Origin of the sequence: Marinomonas algae (assembly GCF_047525555.1) — a bacterium.
GTDB lineage: Bacteria > Pseudomonadota > Gammaproteobacteria > Pseudomonadales > Marinomonadaceae > Marinomonas.
Window position 1 is genome coordinate 237,934 of the sequence record NZ_JBLIXK010000002.1, and the last position, 25,492, is coordinate 263,425.

Annotated in this window: 23 protein-coding genes; 13 read left to right on the plus strand and 10 right to left on the minus strand. The window is 41.7% G+C overall.

Annotation, left to right across the window (positions count from 1 at the left end):
- Positions 1–170 precede the first annotated feature (170 nt).
- Positions 171–1,403: an argininosuccinate synthase gene (locus ACMUMQ_RS05425; protein WP_414680991.1), complete on the minus strand. Its 1,233-nt coding sequence runs from the start codon at positions 1,401–1,403 to the stop codon at positions 171–173.
- Between the two features lie 191 nt (positions 1,404–1,594).
- Positions 1,595–2,482, minus strand: coding sequence for a flagellar protein MotY (locus ACMUMQ_RS05430; RefSeq protein WP_414680992.1), 888 nt, complete (start codon positions 2,480–2,482; stop codon positions 1,595–1,597).
- Between the two features lie 95 nt (positions 2,483–2,577).
- Between ACMUMQ_RS05430 and rnt the strand changes: the two genes are divergently transcribed.
- The 3 genes from rnt to ACMUMQ_RS05445 all read left to right on the plus strand — a co-directional run bounded on the left by rnt (position 2,578) and on the right by ACMUMQ_RS05445 (position 6,566).
- A complete protein-coding gene (gene rnt, locus ACMUMQ_RS05435; RefSeq protein ID WP_414680993.1) occupies positions 2,578–3,246 on the plus strand; it encodes a ribonuclease T in 669 nt (222 codons plus the stop codon).
- A gap of 74 nt (positions 3,247–3,320) precedes the next feature.
- Positions 3,321–3,731: a YbaN family protein gene (locus tag ACMUMQ_RS05440; protein ID WP_414680994.1), complete on the plus strand. Its 411-nt coding sequence runs from the start codon at positions 3,321–3,323 to the stop codon at positions 3,729–3,731.
- 84 nt (positions 3,732–3,815) lie between these two features.
- Complete coding sequence (locus ACMUMQ_RS05445) at positions 3,816–6,566, plus strand: DUF748 domain-containing protein (protein WP_414680995.1); 2,751 nt, start codon at positions 3,816–3,818, stop codon at positions 6,564–6,566.
- Positions 6,567–6,966: 400 nt separating this feature from the next.
- Here the strand turns inward: ACMUMQ_RS05445 and ACMUMQ_RS05450 are convergent, their stop codons facing one another.
- Positions 6,967–7,218, minus strand: a complete 252-nt coding sequence (locus ACMUMQ_RS05450; RefSeq protein ID WP_317004592.1) for a hypothetical protein — start codon at positions 7,216–7,218, stop codon at positions 6,967–6,969.
- Between the two features lie 64 nt (positions 7,219–7,282).
- Here ACMUMQ_RS05450 and ACMUMQ_RS05455 point away from each other — a divergent pair, with 64 nt between their 5' ends.
- The 4 genes from ACMUMQ_RS05455 to pdxH are packed head-to-tail and all read left to right on the plus strand — an operon-like array spanning position 7,283 to position 11,259.
- Positions 7,283–9,580 carry a sensor histidine kinase gene (locus ACMUMQ_RS05455; protein ID WP_414680996.1) on the plus strand — a complete coding sequence of 766 codons (2,298 nt, stop codon included), beginning with the start codon at positions 7,283–7,285 and terminating at the stop codon, positions 9,578–9,580.
- A gap of 44 nt (positions 9,581–9,624) precedes the next feature.
- The gene (locus ACMUMQ_RS05460) at positions 9,625–9,966 is read left to right on the plus strand and encodes a histidine triad nucleotide-binding protein (RefSeq protein WP_414680997.1); all 342 of its coding nucleotides are present in this window, start codon (positions 9,625–9,627) and stop codon (positions 9,964–9,966) included.
- 16 nt (positions 9,967–9,982) lie between these two features.
- Positions 9,983–10,615 (plus strand): 2-polyprenyl-3-methyl-6-methoxy-1,4-benzoquinone monooxygenase, encoded by a 633-nt coding sequence (gene coq7, locus ACMUMQ_RS05465; RefSeq protein WP_473505862.1) that lies wholly within the window; start codon positions 9,983–9,985, stop codon positions 10,613–10,615.
- Positions 10,616–10,617: 2 nt separating this feature from the next.
- Positions 10,618–11,259 carry a pyridoxamine 5'-phosphate oxidase gene (pdxH, locus tag ACMUMQ_RS05470; protein ID WP_414680998.1) on the plus strand — a complete coding sequence of 214 codons (642 nt, stop codon included), beginning with the start codon at positions 10,618–10,620 and terminating at the stop codon, positions 11,257–11,259.
- 47 nt (positions 11,260–11,306) lie between these two features.
- Here the strand turns inward: pdxH and ACMUMQ_RS05475 are convergent, their stop codons facing one another.
- On the minus strand, positions 11,307–11,864 hold the full coding sequence (locus tag ACMUMQ_RS05475; RefSeq protein WP_414680999.1) for an alpha-ketoglutarate-dependent dioxygenase AlkB family protein: 558 nt from the start codon (positions 11,862–11,864) through the stop codon (positions 11,307–11,309).
- A 23-nt stretch (positions 11,865–11,887) separates the two neighbouring features.
- Between ACMUMQ_RS05475 and ACMUMQ_RS05480 the strand changes: the two genes are divergently transcribed.
- From ACMUMQ_RS05480 to yfaE, 4 genes are all read left to right on the plus strand, one after another.
- Positions 11,888–12,613, plus strand: a complete 726-nt coding sequence (locus ACMUMQ_RS05480; protein ID WP_414681000.1) for a heparan-alpha-glucosaminide N-acetyltransferase — start codon at positions 11,888–11,890, stop codon at positions 12,611–12,613.
- A gap of 312 nt (positions 12,614–12,925) precedes the next feature.
- A complete protein-coding gene (gene nrdA / locus ACMUMQ_RS05485) occupies positions 12,926–15,190 on the plus strand; it encodes a class 1a ribonucleoside-diphosphate reductase subunit alpha (RefSeq protein ID WP_414681001.1) in 2,265 nt (754 codons plus the stop codon).
- A gap of 157 nt (positions 15,191–15,347) precedes the next feature.
- Positions 15,348–16,481 carry a class Ia ribonucleoside-diphosphate reductase subunit beta gene (nrdB, locus tag ACMUMQ_RS05490; protein ID WP_414681002.1) on the plus strand — a complete coding sequence of 378 codons (1,134 nt, stop codon included), beginning with the start codon at positions 15,348–15,350 and terminating at the stop codon, positions 16,479–16,481.
- On the plus strand, positions 16,465–16,761 hold the full coding sequence (gene yfaE, locus ACMUMQ_RS05495) for a class I ribonucleotide reductase maintenance protein YfaE (protein ID WP_414681003.1): 297 nt from the start codon (positions 16,465–16,467) through the stop codon (positions 16,759–16,761). Before nrdB ends, yfaE begins: the two co-directional genes overlap by 17 nt.
- A 327-nt stretch (positions 16,762–17,088) precedes the next feature.
- Here the strand turns inward: yfaE and ACMUMQ_RS05500 are convergent, their stop codons facing one another.
- Complete coding sequence (locus tag ACMUMQ_RS05500; protein WP_414681004.1) at positions 17,089–17,694, minus strand: CDP-alcohol phosphatidyltransferase family protein; 606 nt, start codon at positions 17,692–17,694, stop codon at positions 17,089–17,091.
- 87 nt (positions 17,695–17,781) lie between these two features.
- Between ACMUMQ_RS05500 and ACMUMQ_RS05505 the strand changes: the two genes are divergently transcribed.
- The gene (locus ACMUMQ_RS05505; protein ID WP_414681005.1) at positions 17,782–18,561 is read left to right on the plus strand and encodes an alpha/beta fold hydrolase; all 780 of its coding nucleotides are present in this window, start codon (positions 17,782–17,784) and stop codon (positions 18,559–18,561) included.
- Here the strand turns inward: ACMUMQ_RS05505 and ACMUMQ_RS05510 are convergent.
- The 3 genes from ACMUMQ_RS05510 to ACMUMQ_RS05520 form a co-directional block, all read right to left on the minus strand.
- A complete protein-coding gene (locus ACMUMQ_RS05510) occupies positions 18,558–19,400 on the minus strand; it encodes a hypothetical protein (RefSeq protein WP_414681006.1) in 843 nt (280 codons plus the stop codon). The two genes, ACMUMQ_RS05505 and ACMUMQ_RS05510, sit on opposite strands and share 4 nt — an antisense overlap.
- 77 nt (positions 19,401–19,477) lie before the next feature.
- Complete coding sequence (locus ACMUMQ_RS05515; RefSeq protein ID WP_414681007.1) at positions 19,478–21,550, minus strand: TonB-dependent receptor plug domain-containing protein; 2,073 nt, start codon at positions 21,548–21,550, stop codon at positions 19,478–19,480.
- A gap of 2 nt (positions 21,551–21,552) precedes the next feature.
- Positions 21,553–22,419: a prephenate dehydratase gene (locus ACMUMQ_RS05520; protein WP_414681008.1), complete on the minus strand. Its 867-nt coding sequence runs from the start codon at positions 22,417–22,419 to the stop codon at positions 21,553–21,555.
- A gap of 137 nt (positions 22,420–22,556) precedes the next feature.
- On the opposite strand from ACMUMQ_RS05520, the gene yidD reads away from it, so the two are divergent.
- Complete coding sequence (gene yidD, locus ACMUMQ_RS05525; protein WP_317004609.1) at positions 22,557–22,805, plus strand: membrane protein insertion efficiency factor YidD; 249 nt, start codon at positions 22,557–22,559, stop codon at positions 22,803–22,805.
- Here the strand turns inward: yidD and ACMUMQ_RS05530 are convergent.
- A complete protein-coding gene (locus tag ACMUMQ_RS05530) occupies positions 22,802–23,455 on the minus strand; it encodes a response regulator (protein ID WP_414681009.1) in 654 nt (217 codons plus the stop codon). The genes yidD and ACMUMQ_RS05530 overlap by 4 nt on opposite strands.
- Before the next feature lie 27 nt (positions 23,456–23,482).
- Positions 23,483–25,441 (minus strand): acetate--CoA ligase, encoded by a 1,959-nt coding sequence (acs, locus tag ACMUMQ_RS05535; RefSeq protein WP_414681010.1) that lies wholly within the window; start codon positions 25,439–25,441, stop codon positions 23,483–23,485.
- Between the last annotated feature and the right edge of the window lie 51 nt (positions 25,442–25,492).

The following is a 25,492-nucleotide window of genomic DNA, read 5'->3' on the forward strand; positions in this document are numbered from 1 at the left end:
TAAATAGCATGTCATCAACATAGCGCAAGAATTAACATCTTGCTTCGATTGTATAAATTTCTGACCGATTGAACAAATATTTATTTATCTTCAAAAACCAATGAAACAACACCAATAAAAAAACGCCCCATCCTGAAGAATGGAGCGTTTTAATAAAGAAGCCTACTAGCTTATTTATCGCCGTCTAAAAAGCCACGGCCTTTTTGAGCAGCAATACGCATACGCAATGCGTTTAGCTTAATGAAGCCTGCTGCATCTTTCTGATCGTATGCACCCGCATCGTCTTCAAACGTCGCAATAGAGCTATCAAACAAGCTGTTTGGCGACTGACGGCCAACAACGCTAACGTTGCCTTTGTACAATTTAAGGCGAACAGTACCGTTCACGTATTTTTGTGATGCGTCGATCAATGCTTGCATCATACGACGCTCTTCTGACCACCAGAAGCCGTTGTAAATGATTTTTGCGTAACGAGGCATCATTTCATCTTTTAGGTGCATCGCTTCACGGTCTAGCGTAATAGACTCCATGGCACGGTGCGCTTTCATCATGATAGTGCCACCAGGTGTTTCGTAACAACCGCGAGCTTTCATACCAACAAAACGGTTTTCTACGATGTCTACACGGCCAATGCCGTTTGCGCCACCGATTTTGTTCAATGTTTCTAGCATGGTCGCTGGCGATAAAGCTTCACCATTCAAAGAAACTGGGTCACCATTTTCGTAACCGATTTCAATGTAAGTGGCTTCGTTTGGCGCATCTTCAGGAGACACAGACCAACGCCACATGTCTTCTTCTGCTTCTGTCCAAGGGTCTTCTAACTGGTCACCTTCATAAGAGATGTGCAATAAGTTAGCGTCCATGGAGTAAGGCGATTTCTTCTTCTTAGTCGAGAAATCAACCGGAATTTTATGCTCTTCACAGTAAGCCATTAGAGTTTCACGAGAAGTCAGATCCCATTCACGCCAAGGCGCAATCACTTTAACGCCTGGTTTCAAAGCGTAAGCACCAAGTTCGAAACGCACTTGGTCGTTACCTTTACCAGTCGCGCCGTGAGAAATGGCATCAGCACCGGTTTCGTTGGCAATTTCGATCAAGCGTTTCGCAATCAATGGACGTGCGATGGAAGTACCTAATAAGTACTCGCCTTCGTAAATTGTGTTAGCACGGAACATTGGGAAAACGAAATCGCGGACAAACTCTTCACGCAAATCTTCGATGTAGATTTCCTTAATACCCAACGCTTGAGCTTTAGCGCGAGCTGGTTCAACTTCTTCACCCTGACCCAAATCAGCGGTAAAGGTAACCACTTCACAGTTATACTCTTCTTGAAGCCACTTCACGATTACGGAAGTATCCAGGCCGCCAGAATAGGCAAGCACTACCTTCTTCACGTCAGACATTATTTCTATTCTCCTCAACGGGCTTGCGCTCCGACACCAATGTTTTAAAACCAATACATGGCGGCGCAAATGATTTATAAAATGGGCTGTAAGTGTAAGATTTCGGTTCTTGCTTAGCAAGTAAAAAGCCCTGTTTCCCTCATAAAATTGAGACAAACAAGGCCTTTTGATTATTCATTGATATAACGGAATCAGTTACTTTCAGATTTTTCCAAACGAATCGTTACTCGTCGATTTCGCTCTCTGCCTTGAGCCGTATTATTCGAAGCAGATGGGTAACGTTCACCATGATAACGAGAGACTATTTTTGCCGCTGGAACGCCTTTGTCGAGCAAATAAGCTGTTACTTTTTCCGCTCTTAATTTAGATAACTCACGGTTATCTCGGCGAGAACCAATTAAATCCGTATGACCATCAATATAGATGTATTCCACACTAGGATCAGAAGACACATACAAAGCGACTAAATCTAAACGAGCTTTTATTCGTTCCGTTAGATCTACGCCATTAACCGGAAACAATGCCGCTGTTCTTGCGATTTGGTCATAGTTAACAGGCAGCAAACCAGACAAACAACGACGAAATTCATTGTAAGCTGGAGCAAAGTTGATGTTCGACAAACCCACTTCAACGGTTTCTCGGTTATTTTCCCATGCGGTGCCAGCCACAACAGGATGACGACCTCGTTCCAAACTGGTCAGCATTCTTTCTGCTACTTTGCCACCCACTTCAACCGTTAGGCCATAACCTGGATAAGGTAGAATTTCTAAGGTTTCAGGCTTCACGCCAGGTGACCAACTCGGCGCTTGAGAGATAATGTACACTTGGCCTGGACCTAACTTCTCATTTTGCGGCTGCAGAATAAATTTCATTGGCTCTCCGGCTTCTTTTATAAAGTGCCCTTCGCCATAATGAGGAACGGGATGCGTTAAGCTACAAGAAAATATATCGCCTGATAACAGCCACTCAGAATCCGTAATGCCAGATTGATAATGTGTTAATGCGCTCACTTGCCCAAACGGCAAACAAGCTGTTAGCGTAAATACAGTACGAATTAGAAGTTGTTGGGTAATTCCCATTGAGACGTCTCGTTCAAGCATTATCAAATGTGTTATGATTCGATCCTATTATATACCGTCATTGTTCATCAAGCGGCAGAATTAAGGACCTTCTTTTGTCAAACCACGAAATTAAAGATCGATTCCGAGGTTATCTACCTATTGTTATCGACGTAGAAACCGCAGGCTTTAATCAAAAAACTGATGCTTTATTAGAAATGGCTGCCAGTATCCTAAGAATGGATGAAAATGGCGATTTTTATATCCATGAAACCTTAGAGTATATTATTAAGCCTTTTGAAGGTGCCAACTTAGAAAAGTCAGCCTTAGACTTTACGGGCATTGACCCTTTTGCACCTGGAAGAGAAGACATTACCGAGCAAGAAGCATTATCACAAATGTTTTCTAAAGTTCGTAAAGAGCTCAAATCCTCAGGTTGTAAACGCGCCATTTTAGTAGGTCATAACGCTGCTTTTGACCACGGCTTTTTAAATGCCGCCATTGAGCGTGCAGAAATAAAGCGCAACCCTTTTCATCCATTTTCTAGCTTTGACACAGCCAGCTTGGCAGGCTTAGTATTTGGACAAACCGTCTTAGCAAAAGCCTGTGAAGTTGCCTCGATTCCATTTAGCAACTCCGAAGCACACTCAGCTAAATACGATACAGAGAAAACAGCTGAATTATTTTGTGAAATGGTTAACCGCTGGAAGCAACTCGGTGGATGGCCACTGATTGCCAATGAAACAGAAGATGATATGGCGTCTATTTTCCACTCTGGGAAGTAAGATACACTGAAAACGAACCTTATTTCTTTCACCAAGCTAGGGTTCGTTTTTTATTCAGATGATGAGTTAACAATATGACAGGAAAGCGAATTTTATATTTGATTTTAGGGTGGCTTTCCTTAATCACAGGCATTATTGGTATTTTCCTGCCTCTACTACCAACAACCCCTTTGGTGTTACTCGCCGCTTGGTGTTTTTCAAAATCCTCCGACCGATTCCATGCTTGGCTACTCAACCATAAGTTTTTTGGCCCAATCGTAAAAGACTGGCAATCCTCTGATGGCATTCCGAAACGCTCCAGAAACCGTGCGATTATTTTCATGTGGGCAGGCATGGCGATTTCCATCACGCTTGTTTGGCGCTTTTGGGCTACGGTGGGTCTTATCTTTATCGGCATCTGTGTCAGTATTTATTTGCTAAGAATGCCTTTACGTACAGAATCTTTACCACCTAATTCGGTAGAAGATAAAGAAGAAAACCTTTAGTCTATTAAGCTGTTTTTTTATCTTCAGTGGCTAGAAAATACGCCTATACTGAACCATACTTTTTTATCTAAAGGCCACGTAATAATGACTCGCCGACACTTTCGGAACTTTATCTTTTTTCCCTTTTCAGCCTTAGTTATCATCGTCATCCTAATCTGGATTGCCACCCCTTTTATCGCCAAACACTACCTGACAACCTTCTTCCAAGAGCAAGGTGAAGAAGCGTCTGTCGATTCTATCTCTGTCAATTTTTTCCCTCCAAAAATTGATGTGAAAAATCTTGTTGTGACAAAGCAACAGCAGGAAACCTTATCTTTAAAACGCGCAACATTTGAAGTGGAAATTTGGCCTCTACTCACTCGTACAGTTCGCATATCAGAAGCCAACATTGATGGCTTCGAGATTGCATTGGCTCAGCAAGAAAAAGACTGGATCGTAGCGGGCATCAACACATCTCAATTCCTTGCTGAGGAAACGGAAGAAAAAGACCCCACTGTTGAAGAAACGCCTTCCGAGAACAGCGCTCCATGGTCTATTAACTTGCCTGTTTTCTCTTTCACTGACAGTCAATTTCATTTATCACGTCAACCAGACTCAAATACGCCAGCTCAATTAGATTCCCTCACTTTGAAGGAACTGGTTGTAAAAGACCTTTCTGGACAAGGAGAAAGCTGGAATGGAGAAATCAACCTGTCTGCATTAGTTAATCAAGCTCGTTTTTCAGTAAGCAGCTTATTTGATTATTCTCCTGACAAAACAAGCCTAGATGTAAAAATTGAAGACACCATTTTACCTATCAACAGCTTCCAGCACTTTATTCCAGAGCCTTACAATAAAACCATAGGAAAGCTGGGGCTAGATGGGCAATTCCAGTTAGAGCAAACCCAAGTAAACAATGAACCCTTCATTGAAATAAAGCAGCTTGTATTGAATTCCGTTATAGAAGACCTAGACCTCAGCCTAAACACTGAAGAAAGGATTCAAACAAAATCGACCGCCCTATCTATCAGCCAATCCGATATTCAATTTACGTCTGCTGAGCAATTAAAAGCCACAGCGAATGTTACCCTTAAGTCACAAGATCTTTCTTTTAATCAAGAGGATATCATCGCCAGTTATGAGTCATTTGATTTTGAAAACGCTGTGTCTGTCGAAATAAATGAAGGTTTACTCACTGCTCAAAACAATCAACTCAGTATTAATATTCAAGGATTAAAAGGCACTCTTGAGGAAGAAAAGAAGGTCTCCATTGAGGCGATTTCTTTAACCGCAGAAGAAATCAATGCCGATATAGACAACCAACAAGCGCCTTCTATCATTGGTACCAACCTGCAGTTTGAAAGCACATTTTTCGATAGTTTCTTAACAGATGATAAGCGTATCGCTTCATTCGACAAAGCAGGCTTCAATGGGTTGTCTTTCACTCAACAGGGTGAAGCATTTGACGTCGCATTAGATTTATTAGCTGTAGATAATTTAACATTTTCTGAGGCACTAACCGCATCAGGGGAAAGTCAAAAAACGCTGCCAGCTTTAACACATGTGAGCAAAATTCAAGTACAAAATATCAAAGCAGATTCCAAAGGTGCGAGCATCGATTCTATCGTCTCAGACGCCGTGAAAGTAAATACGATTATCAGCCCAAATAAAACATTGGCAAACCTCGTTTTCCAAGAGGAACAAGACTCAGAGTCAACATCAAACGCCCTACCTCCAGCGTCTTTGCAGGGTTCTGGATCACCAAAAGCCTCAGACGCTCAACACGCTATCGAAAATACACCAAACGCCGAACAAGAACCGGCATTCAAGGCACCTTATTATGTCGCTCTGAAGTCATTTGACATCACTGGAGAATCAGCGGTTTATGTACAAGATCAAAGCATTAAACCAGCACTACAACGAACTCTGAATATAGACACTCTCTCTTTGCGTGATCTAAATACACAAGATAAAGAACAAGCAACAGTATTATCTTTAAAAGCACGAAATGGGAAGTACTCAACGCTCGACAGCGACATTACAATTTGGCCACTAGCAGATGAACTTACGATGCAAAGTACATTGGTGATTAAAGAAGCCGAATTACCACCTTACTCATCCTATATTGCCAATGCACTTGGCTATCAAATTGACTCAGGGCAGTTAAATTTAGATTTAAAACTAGATGCAGATAACGGCGAATTAGATGGCAACTCTCATGTCTTACTCAGACAGTTTAACCTTGGTGGACGCCAAGAAAGCAGTTCCGTTATCAAAGCAGGCGCAGTACCTCTCAATATCGCAGTGGGAATATTAAAAGACAGCGATGACAATATTGACTTAGATATACCGCTTTCCGGTAATGTTAATAATCCAGAATTCGGCTGGAAGAGCTTTCTTGTTCAACCAGTGCGCACCGCTCTTTATAAAGTATCAAGTAACTACCTAATGCAAACCTTCATTCCTTATGCAAACGTCATTACTATTGCACAGTTTGCCGGAGAACAATTGCTTAAAGTGCGTGTAGAGCCCCTTATGTTCACACCAGAAGAGGCTCAACTAAATAGCTCGCAAGATACATTTTTAGAGCAGCTAGTTGCATTAATGAAAGACAAAGAAGAGAGCCAATTAAAGGCCTGTGGCGTCACAAGTTATGTTGATTTAGGGTTTGAGCAACCACCAGCAGAATTGAACGATGAAATGAAAGAACAAGCACTTCGTTTAGCTCAGGAACGTGCGGATAATTTAAAAGAGTTTTTGGTGGAGCAAGGCATTGATTCTTCTCGTATCTTAATTTGCTCCCCAGAAGTTGATCTATCGAGAAGCAGCCAACCTCGCGTAGAACTTAACTTCTAAACTCTACTCATCACACACTGTACAGTATCAATTTTTTAAAACTTGATACTGTACAGTGCTATTTCCTTACGCTATCAACGCAAGACAAATAAAAAACCATTGAGTTTTATTTTCTACCTGAACAGCACTTTTTATCACCATAGTAATTATCTCCATAATTACAGCTAACCTCTTGAGAGGTACGATGTCCACGCAGCAAACCTGAAAATCGTTGCCCCATGATAGTGATTAAGTCTCGCATTTCATTACTCCTAGTAAGTTTGTAGTCAGAATACTAATCAACGCCACAAAATCAGTAAAAGTTATAGCTTTTATAGTGCTAATAAAATTAGACTATTAAACTTCTATATACGACACACTACCATTTAACAAAAATGACTACCTCTATACCTTTCTTTTATTACTTTTTTAATTGCGCTTCTTTCTTATTCAGCCAAGCTCGAAGTAGACGACCAAGCTCCAGCACAATCAGACCAAAAATAATTCCGGCTACCCAATCAAACGCTAACACAAAGCCAAGCACTGCGATCATTCCATAACCATATATGAGGTTCGTTCGGGTTTTAGGTTTTGATTGTCGTGCAAACCAAGTGACCGCTAACAACAGCAAACTAAACCAAACGTAATATTCCACCAAAATTGGATATAGCATTCGATCCCCTATCTAGTTAATAATGATAGCTTACACCTTCTTTTGACGGGCATAGGCTATCGTTTTGTTTTCTCGATTAATTTTACTCTTTTTAATTGTCGTCTCCAACTTTACTTGGGGAGCAAGTGACGTTGCCATCATTGATGATGACAACAACACATTCAATATCGCGGAAAGCGGTTTCTTCTTCATCGACAAAAACAAAACGCTTTCCTTTGATGAAATACAATCAAGCGAATACGCCAAACAATTCCGCCCCATCAATCGCAGCTTTCTTCAGCTTGGCATAGTTGAAGGTAATATTTGGGTTCGCTCCGATATAGCTATTCGTACAACAACCAACATTCCCGTTGTTTTAGAAGTGAATTCCCCAAGAATCCAAAATTTAGAAATCTTCTTACCGACACTATACGACAATCAGATACAGGCAGAGTTCGGCAGCGCTCACACCTACAACAGCAAAGCAATCAAATCAGCAAAGTACTTATTTACCTTACCAACCAACACACCAGCGGTTTTTACCGTCTATTTCAAATTGTCTTCTCACCTTCCTGTGAATGCCCAAATAGAGCTTAAAACCTTATCGAAATTAAGTTCAGACTCTCAAAAGGACTTTATATTCACAGGTGTACTGATTGGTGTTTTATTAGCGTTGTTTACCTGCAATATCTTTTTCTACATCCGATCTCGCAACCTGATGTATTTAATTTATGCAGGGTTACTTGTCTCTATCATCATTTTACACCTAGCTCTCCACGACCAAATATCTCAGTTTTTCCCTAATAAAACAGGGATGCAAGAACGGATATACAACCTATCTTCTTTCCTCTGCCTTAGTACGATTGTGTTCTTTTCTCGACTTTATCTCGATACCAAACAACATCTTCCGATGTTAGACAAAGTCTTACTCGTAATAGGTTCGTTAAACGCTTTCTTCGCTATTATTTTCTCTACGGCACCAGAGTCGATGAACATTGTCATTCTGTCGATTATGGCTGTCGTGACCATCTCAACATTAACATTTCACGCCATTATCTCTTGCATCAAGAAAATTCCCTTTTCTGGCTATTACCTTGCTGCTCGTTCCATTCTATTAATCGGCCATTTAGCTTGGATCACGTCAGTTTATGGCCTTATTCCAAGCGCCACATTATTAGAGTGGGGATTATCCGTCACTATTATCATCGAGACATTAATCCATTTTACAGGAATGATTTCTCAGAAATCCCCCTTGCTCCAACCTCACATATATAAAGCCAAACACTCTCAAGATGAGATATTTGATCTTTTATCAGACCTGTCTAGCCGTTTACGTCGTCAAATCAACATCATTGGTGGCGGAATTACACATCTAGAACAAGCTGCTGTCTCTCCAGACACAAAATTGCTCATCGCAAGTACCCAGACAGCAAACAACAATTTGAAAAATTTGATTACCCGTATCGACTACCTAAGCGACCTTGAAGACAAGACCGCCTTTGAACAAACGACGCCTGTATCACTCAACCAGCTTATTGATAATGCCCATCACAACTTCCAACGCATTGATCAAGACAGTGCGCTCATTGAGATAAACACCAACAAAACAGACAAGGTTGAAATCTTAAACAATGCGCAAATACTGCAACATCTTATTGAAGTGTTGGCCGAAGAGTTTAAGCATTTCACCAATCAAACGCTGACCATTAACATCACTCATCATGATGTAAACCGAGAAGGCATAACTTTGTTGGAAATTGAGTGTTCTCCATTACCGACTAGAGCCAGCACTCAAACCTCAAGTTTCGATTTTGGCTCAGGCTATATCGAGTTATTAGTGCAATATTTAAATGGTGAGTGCCATTTATCTGACAACGACCAAACCAGCCGCCTTAATATCCAAATTCCGATTCAATCTCATATCCGAAGCTTGGCTCACAGAAGCGAACAACAAGGTCATTTTGATATTATTTTGCTTGGGCAAGAAGACGATGACCTACAAAAAACACTCACTCTATTGCAAAACTATCAAAACAAAATCGAGCATTTTGCCACGTTAGAATCCTTGCTGGATCACCTAAACCAGTCAAAGCAAAGAACATCTGGTCTGATTATTCTCGTGTTTGATAACGGTGGGCACATTCCTCACATCACTCAGCAAAGATTATTACCTTTGATGAACGTAGAAGATCAATGCCTACTCATCAGCAACAATGTTAAAATGTCACCGGATTATGCCAAAAAGCTTGGCTTTGATGAGATACTCCCTTGCTCGGAATTAGACAGCCAATTTAAAACAATGCTCTCTCGTTTAATTCAAAAAGGCGACAGATTAAAGAACACCTCTTTGTCACGCATCAAGCCTTTGAACAAAACGCCTTGATGCCAGTAAATGAACTCTGAATAATACAGATGAAAGGAAATGGTATGGATTGTTTATTTTGTAAAATAGTGAACGGAGAGATTCCAGCAACCGTATTGTATGAAGACGATGACGTCATTGCGTTTGAAGACATTATGCCGCAGGCGCCTACTCATTTTCTTGTTATACCTAAACGCCACATCAGCACCCTAAATGACTTAACAGATGACGATGCCGCCGTTGTAGGTAAGCTGCAAATAACCGCAGCCAAAGTAGCAAAACAAAAAGGTATCAGTGAAGAAGGTTATCGTGTTGCCATGAACTGCAACGAGATGGGCGGACAAACTGTTTACCATATACACATGCATGTACTGGGCGGTCGTCAAATGACATGGCCTCCAGGCTAATTAAGAGGAAATCCGAGTGATCTCTTTTCTAGACAAAGCCGTATTACAATTTGATCGAGCACTACAAACACTGGTTCCCCATGCAGCAAAAGCTTCTCGTGTTTCTCCTGCTAGCCAGATTGCCGAAGCAGAATTAACGTCTGACGAACGTAAACATGCTTCAGGGTTAATGCGTATAAACCATACTGGCGAAGTATGTGCTCAAGCGCTCTACGCTGGGCAAGCAACCACAGCCAAGCTAGAGGCCGTTCGTAAAGAAATGGAACACGCAGCGGATGAAGAGATTGATCATCTCGTGTGGTGCGAACAACGCCTTTATGACTTACAGAGCAGACCGAGTTTGTTAAACCCTTTATTCTACAGTGCGTCCTTTATGATTGGCGCAGGCGCAGGACTGATCAGTGATAAATTGAGTTTAGGGTTTGTCGCTGCAACGGAAGATCAAGTATGCGTGCATCTGCAAAAACACATGCAAGCATTGCCTGCGCAAGATGAAAAAAGCAAAGCAGTTTTAACACAAATGCACATAGATGAAGCCAAACACAAAGAAGCAGCATTAGACGCTGGCGGTTATGAATTTCCACAACCTGTTATGGCCATTATGACGCAAGTATCCAAAGTCATGACAACCACTACTTACCGGATTTAATTATGAACAGAGATCTCCACTCTATTCGACGAGACTATCAATTCGAAGACCTCTTAGAAGATCAAGCAGGCAATGATCCTTTAACTCTTTTTGATACTTGGCTAGAAAAAGCCATTGAAGCTTGTCCTGATGATCCAACCGCCATGACATTAAGTACAGTAGACAAAGATGGTTGGCCACACTCACGCATTGTTTTGTTAAAACAACGTAATGAATCAGGCTTTTCCTTCTTTACTAACTACAGCAGTGAGAAAGGTCAACAGCTTGTTCAGAACAACAAAGCCAGCATGACTTTTTTCTGGCCTGCACTGTCTCGCCAAATACGTATTGAAGGGACAATTGAAAAAGTAGCTCGTGATGTCTCTGAAACCTACTTCGCAAGTCGCCCTCGCGGCAGCCAGCTCGCTGCACGAACCTCACAACAAAGTGCTGTCATCCCTAACCGAGGGGCTCTGCAAAATGCTTTCAATGAAGAGGAACAAGCCTTTGATGGTCAAGAAGTGCCTTGTCCTGATAATTGGGGAGGTTATGTTTTAAAGCCAAGGTTCATTGAATTCTGGCAAGGTCGTCCGAGCCGTTTACATGACCGGATTTGCTATACATCTAAAGACGATAGCTGGGTACAAACACGTAAAGCCCCTTAATCAAAGCCCTTTCATTAAGGTCGTATTCCCTTCTAACGCCACAACAATCAAAGCAAGAGTCGGAAAGTTAAACTTATCCGCTCTTCTTTGATTCTTTTTCTAACAGGCAATGAGTGTTGCCACAATACTTGCGTTGACGTCCCCATAATCAGCCAACTGCCGTGCTCTAACGCCATACTATGTTTGGTTTTATGATCAGCTTTCAGTCGAAACAAAAAGTCTCGCGTCGCTCCAAGACTCAACATAGCAACAATAGGTGCTGGCCCTAATACCTTTTCATTATCAGAATGCCACCCCATATATTCCTCGCCGTCTCGATACCAGTTCAGCAATGCGGAGTTAAAAGATTGCTGTGACAAAGCCTCGGCTTCTGCTTTTATGGGCAATAACCATGCAGGCCAACCGGCTCCGTGATGATCTTTTCCAGAGTAACGATAACAAACACCTTCATCCGCAACAAAAGCCACCAGCCTTGGGACAGGCACATCTCGCCCAAACATAGACAAAACTTCCTTTTGCCAAGGCAGGTGCAATTTAAGCTCAGACATCAAGCTCGGTAAGCTTGAGCTAGAAAATGAGTATCGGTATGATGGCTTTGCTTCCATTTAACTAATTACCTTGGATTTCAATGCAACCTTCCCCAGCGAATGCGTTAGTAAAACGCAGTGATTTTTTAGATGCTTATCGTGGTTTAGCCGTTCTATTAATGATGGTATTTCACTTTTGTTGGGATTTACGGCATTTTGGCTTCCTAGAATATTCTATTTATGACCCTTTCTGGGTGTATTTTAGAAGTCTAATTCTTACCCTCTTCCTGACCGCTGTTGGCTGGTCAAGCTACTTAACCTTTAAAAAAGACAATTATTGGTCATTCTGGAAACGAGATATCAAGCTGTTTATTGCGGCTTCTGCTATTTCCCTAGTAACCTATCTTGCAGCGCCGGATCAATGGATCTACTTTGGCATACTGCATTTTATTTTCATTGCCTCATTATTGACTCGGCCATTGGCGAAGTGGCCTATTGCATCAGCAGCGATTGGCATCATCATTCTGCTGATTTATCACACCACACATTATTTAACCTTTCCAAATGTTTTCGGCACTATAACGAGTTTTCTCGCTCTTCCACAAAGAACACTTGATATTGTCTTTCCCTTTCCATGGATTGGGGTTGTCCTTCTTGGCCCTTTATTCGGCTATTTAAATCTTCATAAGTGCCAAACACCTAAAATAATACTCACTAGAATATTGGCACTTTTAGGTCGCTATGCATTACCAATTTACCTTGTCCATCAGGTGTTTTTATTTGCCTTAGTTGCTGGGTTCAAAATGGTGCTTTTGCAGTTTTCTTGATCGTTTTTTGTGCGTATCAAGGGTTCATTTATTAAGCCAAAAAATACAGAAAAAAATAGATAAAAACTCTTTTATGATCTTGCCAATCGCCAACTTTATACTTTTTGTGGCAGGGCAAGTAAGTGAGCACTTAGCCTTTATTTAATTCTCATTTTTACAGAGTTTTCAAGTCTTGATTTTACATCCATTGCACACTATTGTTCATCACAGATTTGAGGTAAAACACTACATATAGTGCTTTATCTTAAAAAGATACACTAGATAGAGTAAAGCACCTCTTTTTTCAACAATGCACTAATGGGAAGTTAAGGCATGAGCACTCTCACAGTTACTAAGCGTAACGGAAAGACCGAAAGTATCAATCTGGAAAAGATTCATAAAGTCATCATGTGGGCCGCTGAAGGTTTAGATAATGTCTCTGTTTCTCAAGTAGAATTAAAAGCACAAATCCAATTCTTCGAAGGCATTCGAACCACAGATATCCATGAAACTTTAATCAAATCCGCTGCCGACTTAATCTCTGAAAATACACCAGATTATCAGTACCTTGCAGCTCGCTTAGCCATCTTCCATTTACGCAAAAAAGCATTCGGTGATTTTGAACCACCACACCTTTATGAGCATGTCACAAACTTAGTGAAACAAAACCGCTACGACGCTCATTTGCTTGAAGATTACACTGAAGAAGACTTCAACCAGTTAAACGACATCATTGATCACTCTCGTGATATGAACTTCTCTTACGCTGCGGTTAAGCAATTAGAAGGTAAATATCTAGTACAAAACCGTGTGACTGGCGAAATTTACGAAAGCCCACAGTTTATTTATATCCTTGTTGCTGCTTGTCTATTTGCAAAATACGACAAAGCACAGCGTTTGGATTTGATTCGCCGCTTTTATGATGCGGTTTCTCAATTTAAGATTTCTTTGCCGACACCAATTATGTCCGGCATTCGCACACCAACTCGTCAATTCAGTAGTTGTGTATTGATTGAATGTGGCGACTCTCTAGATTCAATCAACGCAACCTCCAGTGCCATCGTTAAATATGTGAGTCAGCGTGCTGGTATCGGTGTAAACGCCGGTGCAATTCGAGCTCTTGGCAGTACCATTCGCGGTGGTGAAGCTTTCCACACAGGTTGTATCCCATTCTACAAACACTTCCAAACAGCGGTTAAGAGCTGTTCTCAAGGTGGTGTTCGTGGTGGTGCGGCGACTGTCTTCTACCCAATCTGGCACTTGGAAGTGGAAAGCTTATTAGTGCTTAAGAACAACCGTGGTGTTGAAGAGAACCGTGTTCGTCACCTTGATTACGGCGTTCAGTTCAACCGTTTGATGTATCAGCGCTTGATCAAGGGCGGCAACATTACCTTGTTCAGCCCTTCTGACGTACCTGGTCTTTACGATGCCTTCTTTGCAGACCAAGAAGAGTTTGATCGTCTATACACCATGTATGAACAAGATGACTCTATTCGCAAACAAACCATCAAAGCCACTGAGCTATTTACTTTGTTTGCTTCTGAGCGTGCTAGTACAGGTCGTATTTATCTTCAAAACGTCGACCACTGTAATACTCACAGCCCATTTGATCCGGCTGTCGCTCCAGTTAAGCAAAGTAACCTATGTTTAGAAATTGCATTGCCGACAAAACCTCTAGACAGTATCAATGACCCTGAAGGCGAGATTGCACTTTGTACTCTTTCTGCTTTCAACTTAGGCGCATTGGAAAACCTAGACGAGTTAGAAGAATTAGCTGAGCTAATCGTTCGCGCGCTAGACAGCCTATTGGATTATCAAAACTACCCAATTCCTGCGGCACAACGTGCCACTGAATTGCGCCGCACCTTAGGTGTTGGTGTTATCAACTACGCTTACTACCTTGCGAAAAATGGCGTTAAATATTCAGACGGCAGCGCAAACGAGTTAACTCACAAAACGTTCGAAGCCATTCAATACTTCTTGTTGAAAGCGTCTAACAAGCTATCAAAAGAATTTGGCCCTTGCTTAGCGTTTAATGAAACAACCTATGCGAAAGGCATTTTGCCGATCGATAGCTACAAAAAAGAAATCGACAATATTTGTCCTTCTGAGCTTTATTACGACTGGGAAGCCTTGCGTAGCGAGATCGTTGAACACGGTCTACGTAACTCAACCTTGACCGCTCTAATGCCATCAGAAACATCTTCGCAAATCAGTAATGCGACAAATGGTATTGAACCACCACGCGGATTCGTTTCTGTTAAAGCCAGTAAAGACGGCATTTTGAAGCAAGTTGTACCAGAATTCGAAAGACTGAAAGACAGCTACGAGTTGTTGTGGACGATTCCATCAAACGACGGCTACTTGCAACTTGTTGGCATCATGCAAAAATTTGTCGACCAAGCAATTTCTGCGAACACAAACTACGATCCACAGAAGTTTGAATCACAAAAAGTCCCAATGAAGGTGATCTTAAAAGACCTTCTCACCGCCTATAAACTCGGTGTGAAAACGCTTTACTACCACAACACAAGGGATGGTGCGGAAGACAAGCAAGAAGACATCGATGATTGCGCAGGCGGCGCTTGTAAAATCTAGTCAAACTAAAAACTAATAAGCTTCGTATTACACTGCGAAGCTTATTAGGTTTCTGGCATTCTAAATGTTCATTTTTATTTAATTGATTCACAGTATTAATAACTAAGGCCGATGTACTTTATCACTCGCCTTACGCATTAGAGGATATACCCAAGCAATGAGTTACTCGACGTTCAACCGCAAGCACTTCGATAGTATGAAAGAACCTATGTTCTTTGGTGAAAATGTCAACGTGGCTCGTTACGACCAACAAAAACACCCTATTTTTGAAAAGCTAATTGAAAAGCAACTGTCTTTCTTTTGGCGTCCAGAAGAAGTTGACCTTTCTAATGACCGTAAAGACTTTCAAAAATTGGAAGAGCATGAGAAGCATATTTTCTTAAGCAACTTAAAATATCAAACTCTGCTAGACAGCGTACAAGGTCGTTCTCCAAACGTTGCCCTATTGCCTATCGTTTCTCTTCCTGAGCTAGAAACCTGGATCGAAACTTGGTCATTCAGTGAAACCATTCACAGTCGCTCTTACACACACATCATTCGTAATATCGTGAATGATCCAACGCTGATTTTTGATGACATAGTCACCAATGAAGAAATCACCAAGCGCGCAGACAGTGTGTCGAAATACTATGACAACTTGATCGAAATGGTGAATCTATATAACACCATGGGATTTGGTACTTTTAACGTACCCGGCAAAGGCGATGTTGAAATCACTACGCCGAAGCTAAAAAAGGCGCTTTATCTTACTATTGCTTCCGTGAATGTATTAGAAGCCATTCGCTTCTACGTCAGCTTTGCTTGTAGTTTTGCCTTTGCTGAACGCACCTTGATGGAAGGTAACGCAAAAATCATCAAGCTAATTGCTCGTGATGAAGCCTTGCACCTGACCGGCACACAACACATGCTTAACTTAATGGCGTCCGGTAAAGATGACCCAGAGATGGCCATTATTGCCGAAGAGTGCAAAGACGAAATGCGCGATATCTTCATCGAAGCCGCGGAACAAGAAAAAGAGTGGGCGACTTACCTATTCCAAAGCGGTTCTATGATTGGCCTTAACGCGCAAATTTTGGGTCAATACGTGGAATACATCACTAACGTTCGTATGCAAGCCGTTGGCCTTGATGCGCACTTTGAGACGAAGCATAACCCAATCCCTTGGATTAATGCTTGGTTGGTTAGTGACAACGTTCAAGTCGCACCACAAGAAGCTGAAATCAGCTCTTACTTGGTTGGTCAAACAGATAACAACTTGGATGATTCAGACTTCGATGACTTCGATCTCTAAGCAAGAATCAGCAACAAAGAAAGAGCAAGTAGTACATCGTGTACTAATAGGTAAAAAACAGATTCTGGTAACAGAAGAAGAGCCTTTAATGGTTCAACTTGAACGGGCTGGAATACATGTGGAATACCAATGTCGCGAAGGCTACTGCTCTTCTTGTTCAGTGAAGCTTTTATGGGGAAATGTTATTTACCCTTTTGAACCCCTAGCTTGGGTTCAAAGTGGTTATTTACTGGCTTGCTGTGCCATCGTGAAAAGCGATATAGAAATTCAGTTTTTATAAAAATTTAAGGCCCTAATGCTGGCGGGCATAAGGGCCTTGAAAATCTTCTTCAGGAGCTTAAGAGATTATCTGGAGAAGTCACGCTTAGAGAACCTGTCCTTAGAAGAAATTCCGAGATCAAATAATGACTTTTTCTTTGGTGTGTGTCAATGAATCTCTACAGATAAAAAGGAGATCTCAATGCAAAAGTTTCAGATGTATTGGTCTATACTAATTGACTCGATTAAATTGATTATACTTTTAATTAAGTAATTTAGAGCTAAAAAAATGCCTTCTTTTATAAAGAAGGCATTTCCACTTAATTTCTTAAACAATCCACACTCTTTTCTATCTCAAAGTGCGATAACCTGCATAAATTCGTGTGGCTGTTGTAATCCAACAAATCGTTCCGAAGACATAAGCCAACACAACAAAGTGCGACGGCAACAAACAAATCAATACGAGAAAAGCGATGGTCTCTGCGCCTTCCGCTAAACCGCCAATAAAGTGTAACGACTTGCCGCCATAATCCAGATTTTCAATATGGCGCTTTTCCGCCATGATGGCAAAAGCCAAAAAGCTGCTACCCGTCCCCATAAAAGAGAAAATAACAAAGCTAGCCGCTAGTGCATTCTCTGCCGGATTTGCCAATGCAAAGCCAAAAATAACCGCAGAGTAAAAAATAAAGTCCAATGTAATATCAAGATAACCACCTAGATCTGTAGGCTCTTGCACTCGCGCTACGGCACCATCTAATCCATCCATCAAGCGATTAAGGATGATAAAAATCAAAGCGAGCCAGTAATATTCTTGACTCAAGGATGGCACAGACAAGATCCCCATCACAAAGCCAAATACAGTGATGTGGTTTGCTTTAATTCCCATTGCATCGAGCTTTAACGCGATCTTCCGCAAAGGTGCTTTCAATTGTTTAATAAAAAATGGATCTAACATAAATAGAACAACTCTCACTTATCAAGAATGACTCAGCCGCTATAGACTTGGTACAATGGCTTAAAACTTATCGAATGTAAGGCTCTTATGATACACGCAAAGCAATATAGTTCCTCTGGACCAAACCTTATTATTATTCACGGTTTATTCGGTAACGCAGATAACTGGCATTCCATTGCACAAGGCTTATCTGAACACTTTAATTTGTTTTGCATTGATTTACCCAACCACGGTCAATCATCTTCTATGCCAGACGCGACTTACCCAAAAATGGCTCAGGCTGTTTTAGATTGGGCAGAGTCTCAAAACATCAAATCTTTCCACTTGCTCGGCCATTCCATGGGCGGAAAAGTGGCTATGCAAATGGCTTCGCTGGCGGAGCAATCAAGCAATATTAAAATAGAAAAGCTCATTGTCGCCGATATTGCTCCTGTCGACTACAAACCAAGCCATACCGACATTTTGAAAGGTTTAAAAGCGGTTCAATCAAGTGATGTAAGCTCCCGTAAAGCCGCAGATGATATTTTAAGTCAGTATGAGCCTAGTCTGCCGATTCGACAGTTTTTATTGAAAAACTTGGTTAGAACAGAAGACAAACTGTATCAACTCGCCTTGTCCGTCAACAACATTGCCGACAGCTACAGTACGATATTGAAAAAGCCTGAAATAAGCCAAGCGGTTAATACCCCCACGCTATTCATCAAAGGTGAGCATTCAGACTATATCATTTCGGATTATCAACAAGACATTATGACCGCCTTTCCAAACGCTTCGTTTAAAATACTGTCCGGAACTGGGCATTGGCTTCATGCAGAAAAACCGCTGCCATTTAGCAGCTTAGTGAAGCGCTTTTTACAGCAAGATTAACATTGCGTGTCGGCACACAGTCCGTATTTGTCTTTTAAGTAAGATGCGGACGGTAAAACAACCCCATGAGATCGAATTAAATACGGGTTAAACGTCACTCGCAATGTGCCTGGATAATCAGCTTCTATCAAAAGTTTGCTGTCTTCCCACGCTCGAATCCTTTCCACCAAAGCTGTCAGTTTGGAACGGCTATCGGAATGAATAGCAAAAAGCGAACCTGCTCTAACAAAAGCAAATGAAGAGCCAATCATTATGCGTTGTTTATGGAATAAGAGCTTTAGAATATCTTGCGCGACCCCATCTTGATAAAGCTGTGTGTCCACCAAAGATAGAATCACTTCAGACTCTTCCAATAAAAAGTTGACCGACTTCAAGACAGACAAACGATCTGTGTCTGTTTTCAGAAAGCGTAATTCAAAACCGTACTCTGCGGCTTCTTTTTCCATTTTTTGCTGATCAATAAAAAGTGTATCACTATAAAGTACAGCCAATGGCTTTCGGTCAAACCAAACAGCATTAAGCAACGCAAAACGCTTATCCAAAGGCGCACCAGAAAACACACCACTACTTGGTATTAAGCAGTCTTTCTGAATATTCAAATACTCTTCTTGCCCAATGAAAGTGGCAATCACAATACCTGTATTAACGGTCGAGCAAATTTGGGAATAACTGTCTCTGCCTATAGTCACCAGAATATCGTCGTTTTTAAGCGCAGCTATATTCTGATAGAAAGCAGAACTTCGAACAGGTTTCGCCTGAAGAGAGGAAGGTAAAAGAGCAGATAGTTGAAACGTCAAAGAACGTACTGAACTTTCTTCAGCATCATGTATGACATACACGGAAGCAAAGACCTTAACGGACAGCAGCATTCCGATGAAAGTTACAAAAATCCTTTTCAACTTACTAATAATCCAGATTAAAAAGTAATATTGGTGAAGACATAGGCATAGCTGTCTTCGTCGTAATTATTATGTCTTGAAATAAGAGAGTTATTATCTAAACGTGTTTCTAATCCTATTCCAACTGTCGCCTTTGAATACCCACCTAAAGAGGTCTGATAAGATAACCAAGTATTAAAAAACTCATAGTCCTTATCCGCTAACTCTTTACCATACCAATAGTAGCCTTGATATGACCATTTTTCACTTAAAGGTAGACTATAAAAGAAGGACATGAGTATTGGTGGTGTCGTTTCGAGCAAACGCTCCAACTCCGTTTGCGTATCCTGATAAGCATAGGTGAAACGAGTCATGGCTCCTGAATCAAATCGCCAATCCAATTCCACTTCAACACCGTTTATATCTATGTCCTCTGTTACTCCTTCCTCGACCGGGGTATCCTCTAAAAAGCCGGTAAAGTGTTTTCTACTGAGTACAAGTCCTTCGACTTCATCATGGTACAAACGCACATCGAAAGATAAATCTAGAGAAGGCCAATAATGAAAGTAGCCAATTTCATAAGAAGTGACAATTTCTTCCTCTTCCCCCTCATCCGCATAAGTAACAGGTGAACTTTCACCTGTGGTGAGCACATAACGCCAATTAAAATATTGGTCTGATAGGTCAGGCGTTCGTACCGCTCGGGATGCATTCATGCGAATGGATTCGTGTTCAGATAGTTTGTACGTTGCACCAAATTTTGGTGATAAGAAAGTCCCAGCCATTTTACTGTGCTCTAACATAGCACCTGCGTTAATAACCCAACTTTCATTAGCGCGATATTCCATATTAGAAGACAAGCGGGTAATTTCATCATTCACTGTCCCACCAAAGTAATGTTCTGACTTTGCTTCATCATATCGATACCCCAAAGCAGAGATAACACGCAATCTCTCAGAAGAAGTAAAAGTACTTTGTAATTCAATATCGTGACGAGTTTCGCGTAGATCAATAATAAAAGACTTATTAACTGAATCTTCAGTATCGCCAGACACTACATTTGGAAAATAAATTGAGTCCTCAGCAGCTACACCATTAAATATTACATCGTAGAAAAGGTCATAAAGCACGACATCATGCTGCTCGTTAGCATCTGATTGATCATAGTAATATTGAAGCTTCAATTCATGATTTGAAGCCACTTGTTTGGCAAAACCAAATTTGATGTGCTCTCTTTCAACTTCATTCATTGGATTCGTTGAATCATAACCTCCAACATAATTTATTGTCTGACCGCCATAATCTACATCAACCGCGTAATCCACTTTATCCACATTCCCGTTGACATAACTCGCGCCAACGTCCAAATCAAAGAAGCTCGTGGAAGTTTCATGCTGAATGAAGACATTTCCCATTTCTGAGCGATGACCATCGTTGCGCTCATCCCCATAAAAATCTGTGTCGTACCCTTCTACAGAATTGGTCGAAGCGGAAGCTCGATAACTCCAATTTCCATTCAAGCCACTATGTTGACCATATATACGGTAGTCTCCCTGAGTCCCAGCGTAGGCACTAATACTGTTGCCTAAAGTCTCTAAAGGAGAACGAGTAATGATGTTCACTACAGCAAAAAAGGAATTCAGCCCATAGCTTGCAGCATTTGGCCCACGGTTCACTTCTACTCGTGCTATGTCTTCAATATTCAATGGCAGCATAGCCCATTCCACACGAGCCAGACCAGCACTGTAAACAGAGCGTCCATTTATCAATACTTGAATGCGACGATAACCAGTATATTCGGTACCATGATATGACGCAGACTTCTGACTAGAAGAAGTATAGGAAACAACAGTAAAACCAGGCACAAATTGCAGTAAGTCTTCCACATACTGAATATTAATTCGTCTAATAAAATCACCATCTAAAACAGACAAGCTGGATGACACATCGGCTCTCGGCTGCGATATTTTAGACGGCGTCACTACAACAGGAATGGTGTCTGAAAAGGTGTCATATTCATCTAAGCTGAACATGTCTGCTTGAGCTGATACGCTTACGAATAAACCCCATATAAGGCTGAAATACTTTCGCCACAATCTTTGTCTCATCATATTTACTTCAGCCTATAATCATCCGCAAGATAGGTCCCCAAGATGCGAACTTCCTCTGAGAAGAAACCAAGCTCTTCTAAGGCGGCTTGCATAGCAGATGATTGAAAGTGCGCCTCAACATCTACATAAAACTGAGTTGCGGTAAAGTTCCCGTTCACCATATAGCTTTCTAGCTTCAACATATTAATTCCTTGCGTCGCAAAACCGCCCATTGCCTTATAAAGCGCAGCAGGAATATTACGAACTCGAAACATAAAGGAAGTAATGTAAGTTTGGCCTTCTTCAAACACAGGCATTTTTTGTTGACGGGAAAAAACTAAGAAGCGAGTCGTATTTCCAACCGTGTCATTGAAATGGGTTTTCAGGATGTTCAAGCCGTACAATTCAGCCGCCAACTCAGACGAAATTACAGCGAGCCCAGGCTCTTCATTCTCAGCAATGTGTTTTGCAGCACCAGCCGTGTCATACATCGCCTGATTTTTTGCGTTTAGCGCCTTAATATTCGCATCACATTGCGCCAAGGCTTGAGGGTGACTGCCTATGCGATTTATTTGCTCAAGCGTCATACCATGACGAGCCATTAGACAATGATTCACTGGCTCAAAGTGCTCTTTTACGACATAAAGCTGAGTTCGTTTGAGTTCTCGGTAAATCTCTTCAACTCGCCCTGCTGTGGAGTTCTCAACAGGGATCATGGCGTAATACGCGTCACCTCGTTCAACCATTTTTAAGGCATCAGCAAAAGTTGCGCAATGGACACTGGTCCAGTCAGGAAAGGTGTGTTTGCAAGCAAGATGCGAATAAGCACCTGGCTCGCCTTGATAAGCAACGATTTTAGTTGCATCAAGAGTAAGATGTTGCTCTGGCATATTAAAAAGAATTCTGTGATATATTTCTTTTACAGTAACAAATAGGCGTGGCGAGATACATAAAAATGCGAAGATTTTGTCATTATATTGTAAGTATCTTGTCTTAAAAGTGGCTAATTAAACAAACGTACCCTGTGATGAAAAGCATATTTATATTATTGGTGAAAGCTTACCAAGTTGCCATTAGCCCATATATAGGAAGTAACTGTCGTTTTTACCCAAGTTGCTCCCATTACATGATTGAAGCAATCGAAAAAAAAGGCGTCATTAAAGGTGTGTACCTTGGCGTGAAGCGCTTATCAAAATGCCATCCTTGGGGTGAAAGCGGCCTAGACCCAGTTCCACCCTGCAAATGTGATAACGAAAAGCAAAACAAAGAGAGTTAGCTGGCGATTGATCCAATCTGCAGCTTTAAATCACTGGCAATCAACACAGCTTGTGTTCGATTGTTAATCTCAAGTTTACGAAAAATCGCTGTGATATGAGCCTTTACCGTCGCCTCAGAAATGGATAATTCAAAAGCAATTTGCTTGTTCAATAGGCCTTCGTGAAGGTAACACAACACTTTATATTGTTGAGGGGTGAGTTCTGCGACTTTATTCTGCATAGATAAGTCGGGCTTAGGTTGGCTTTCAACGGCTTGTTTTAAATTCTCAGGTAACCAAATATCACCGGCTAAAATCGCATTAATTGCTTGTACGTAAGTGGCAGGCTCACTGGTTTTAGGGATAAACCCCAAAGCGCCAGCATCGATCACTTTTGCAACCATGGCACTGTCTTCACTACCAGAAATAATGGCGACAGGCACATCAGGAAAGTCTTTTCGGATTCTAATCAACCCATATAATTCACCACTGCCTGGCATGTTTAAATCCAGCAAGAGTAAATCTAAATCATCTGTCTTCTCTAAACATTGAAGTGTGGAGTCTAAATCTTGGGATTCCGCTATCTCAACGCCCTGTATTTCTGCCCGTAGCGCACTGCTTAGTGCGCTACGGAACAGAGGATGATCATCCGCGATAATAAGTGATATCACTGCCTACCCTTTTAAATGTATAAAGTGTTACACATTTAAACGGTTTTCGATCAAATCATCAACCACACTTGGATCGGCTAGTGTACTTGTATCGCCCAATTGGTCATGTTCACTTGCTGCAATTTTTCTCAAAATACGGCGCATAATTTTTCCAGAGCGTGTTTTTGGCAACCCTTTACTCGCCCACTGAATCAAATCAGGTGTGGCAATTGGGCCAATCTCTTGACGCACAAACTGCTTCAGAGATTTAGTCAGCTCTTCGTCTGGCGTAACGCCAGCTACAGCACTGACATACACATAAATACCCTGCCCTTTAATATCATGAGGGTAACCAACGATCGCCGCTTCAGCAACGGCTGGGTGAGCAACCAAGGCGCTTTCAATTTCAGCCGTACCAAGACGGTGACCCGATACATTCAGCACGTCATCCATACGACCAGTTATCCAATAATGGCCGCCGGCATCTCTTGATGCACCATCACCAGTAAAGTACATACCGTCAAAAGTACTGAAGTAAGTTTGCTCAAAGCGTTCGTGATCTCCATAAACCGTACGCGCTTGACCTGGCCAAGAATCGGTAATGACTAAACCACCGTCAACTTGCACGCCTTGTTCATCAAGCTCAACGCCTTGCGCATCGACCAATGCAGGCTGCACGCCAAATAAAGGCCCAGTACAAGAACCTGGTTTAGCGTCACCTTGTACAACACGCGGTGTCATCATGATGCCACCGGTTTCTGTTTGCCACCAAGTATCAACAATTGGGCATGAAGCGTTACCAATTTCAGAGTAATACCAAGACCAAGCCTCTGGGTTAATTGGCTCGCCAACACTTCCCAAGACACGCAATGAATCACGCTTGCTAGAGCGAGTCGCTTCATCGCCTTTTGACATCAAAGCTCGGATCGCAGTCGGTGCTGTGTACAAAAGAGACACATTGTATTTATCAACAACACGACCAATTCGGCCAGAATCAGGGTAAGTCGGCACGCCTTCAAACAAGATGCTTGTTGTTGCATTGGCTAGCGGCCCGTACACCATATAACTGTGTCCAGTGATCCAGCCCACATCAGCAGCACACCAATAAATATCATCTGGTTTTAGGTCAAACACCAATTCATGAGTTAAAGAGGCATACACCAAATAACCGCCAGTAGTATGAACAACCCCTTTTGGCTTACCTGTGGAACCTGAAGTGTACAAAATAAACAAAGGGTCTTCGGCGTTCATCGGTTCAACTGGGCATTCTGTACTTTCATCTTTCGCTTCAACAGCCCAATCTAAATCTCGACCATCAAACCAAGGCACATCTTTCTGCGTGTATCGATAAACCAAAACTTTCTCAACAGAAGGACACGCATTGTTATCCAATGCCATATCAACGTTGTGTTTCAGTGGAATAGTATTGCCTGCGCGACGACCTTCATCTGCTGTAATCACCAGTTTCACTTCACAGTCATTTAGACGATCTGCGATAGCGTGGGCAGAAAAGCCACCAAATATAACGGAATGAATCGCACCAATTCGAGCACAAGCCAGCATGCTGTAAACCGCTTGTGGAATCATGGGCATGTAGATAGCGACACGGTCGCCTTTTTTAACGCCTTGTCGCTTGAGAAGATTTGTTAAACGACCTACTTCGTCGTGTAGGTTTTGGTAGGTAACGGCCACTTTATCATCGGTTTCGGCATCGCCTTCACAATAATAAGCCACTTTGTCTGCATGTTTCGCTAAATGGCGGTCAATACAGTTGTAAGCGACGTTCAGTTCGCCATCTTCAAACCACTTAATATTGACGTTACCACGTTGGAATGAGGTATTTTTCACCTTAGTGTAAGGTGTAATCCAATCTAAACGCTTCCCTTCTTCACCCCAAAATTCGTTTGGGTTTTCAATCGATTCTTGATAGCGTTTTTCAAACTCTGCCTGACTTACATTGGCGTTTTTTGCCGCCTCACTTGAGGTTGCGCTATATAATGACTTCATAACCCGCTCCATTGTTAAATTTGTTATTCGGATGCGAGACCACTATAACTC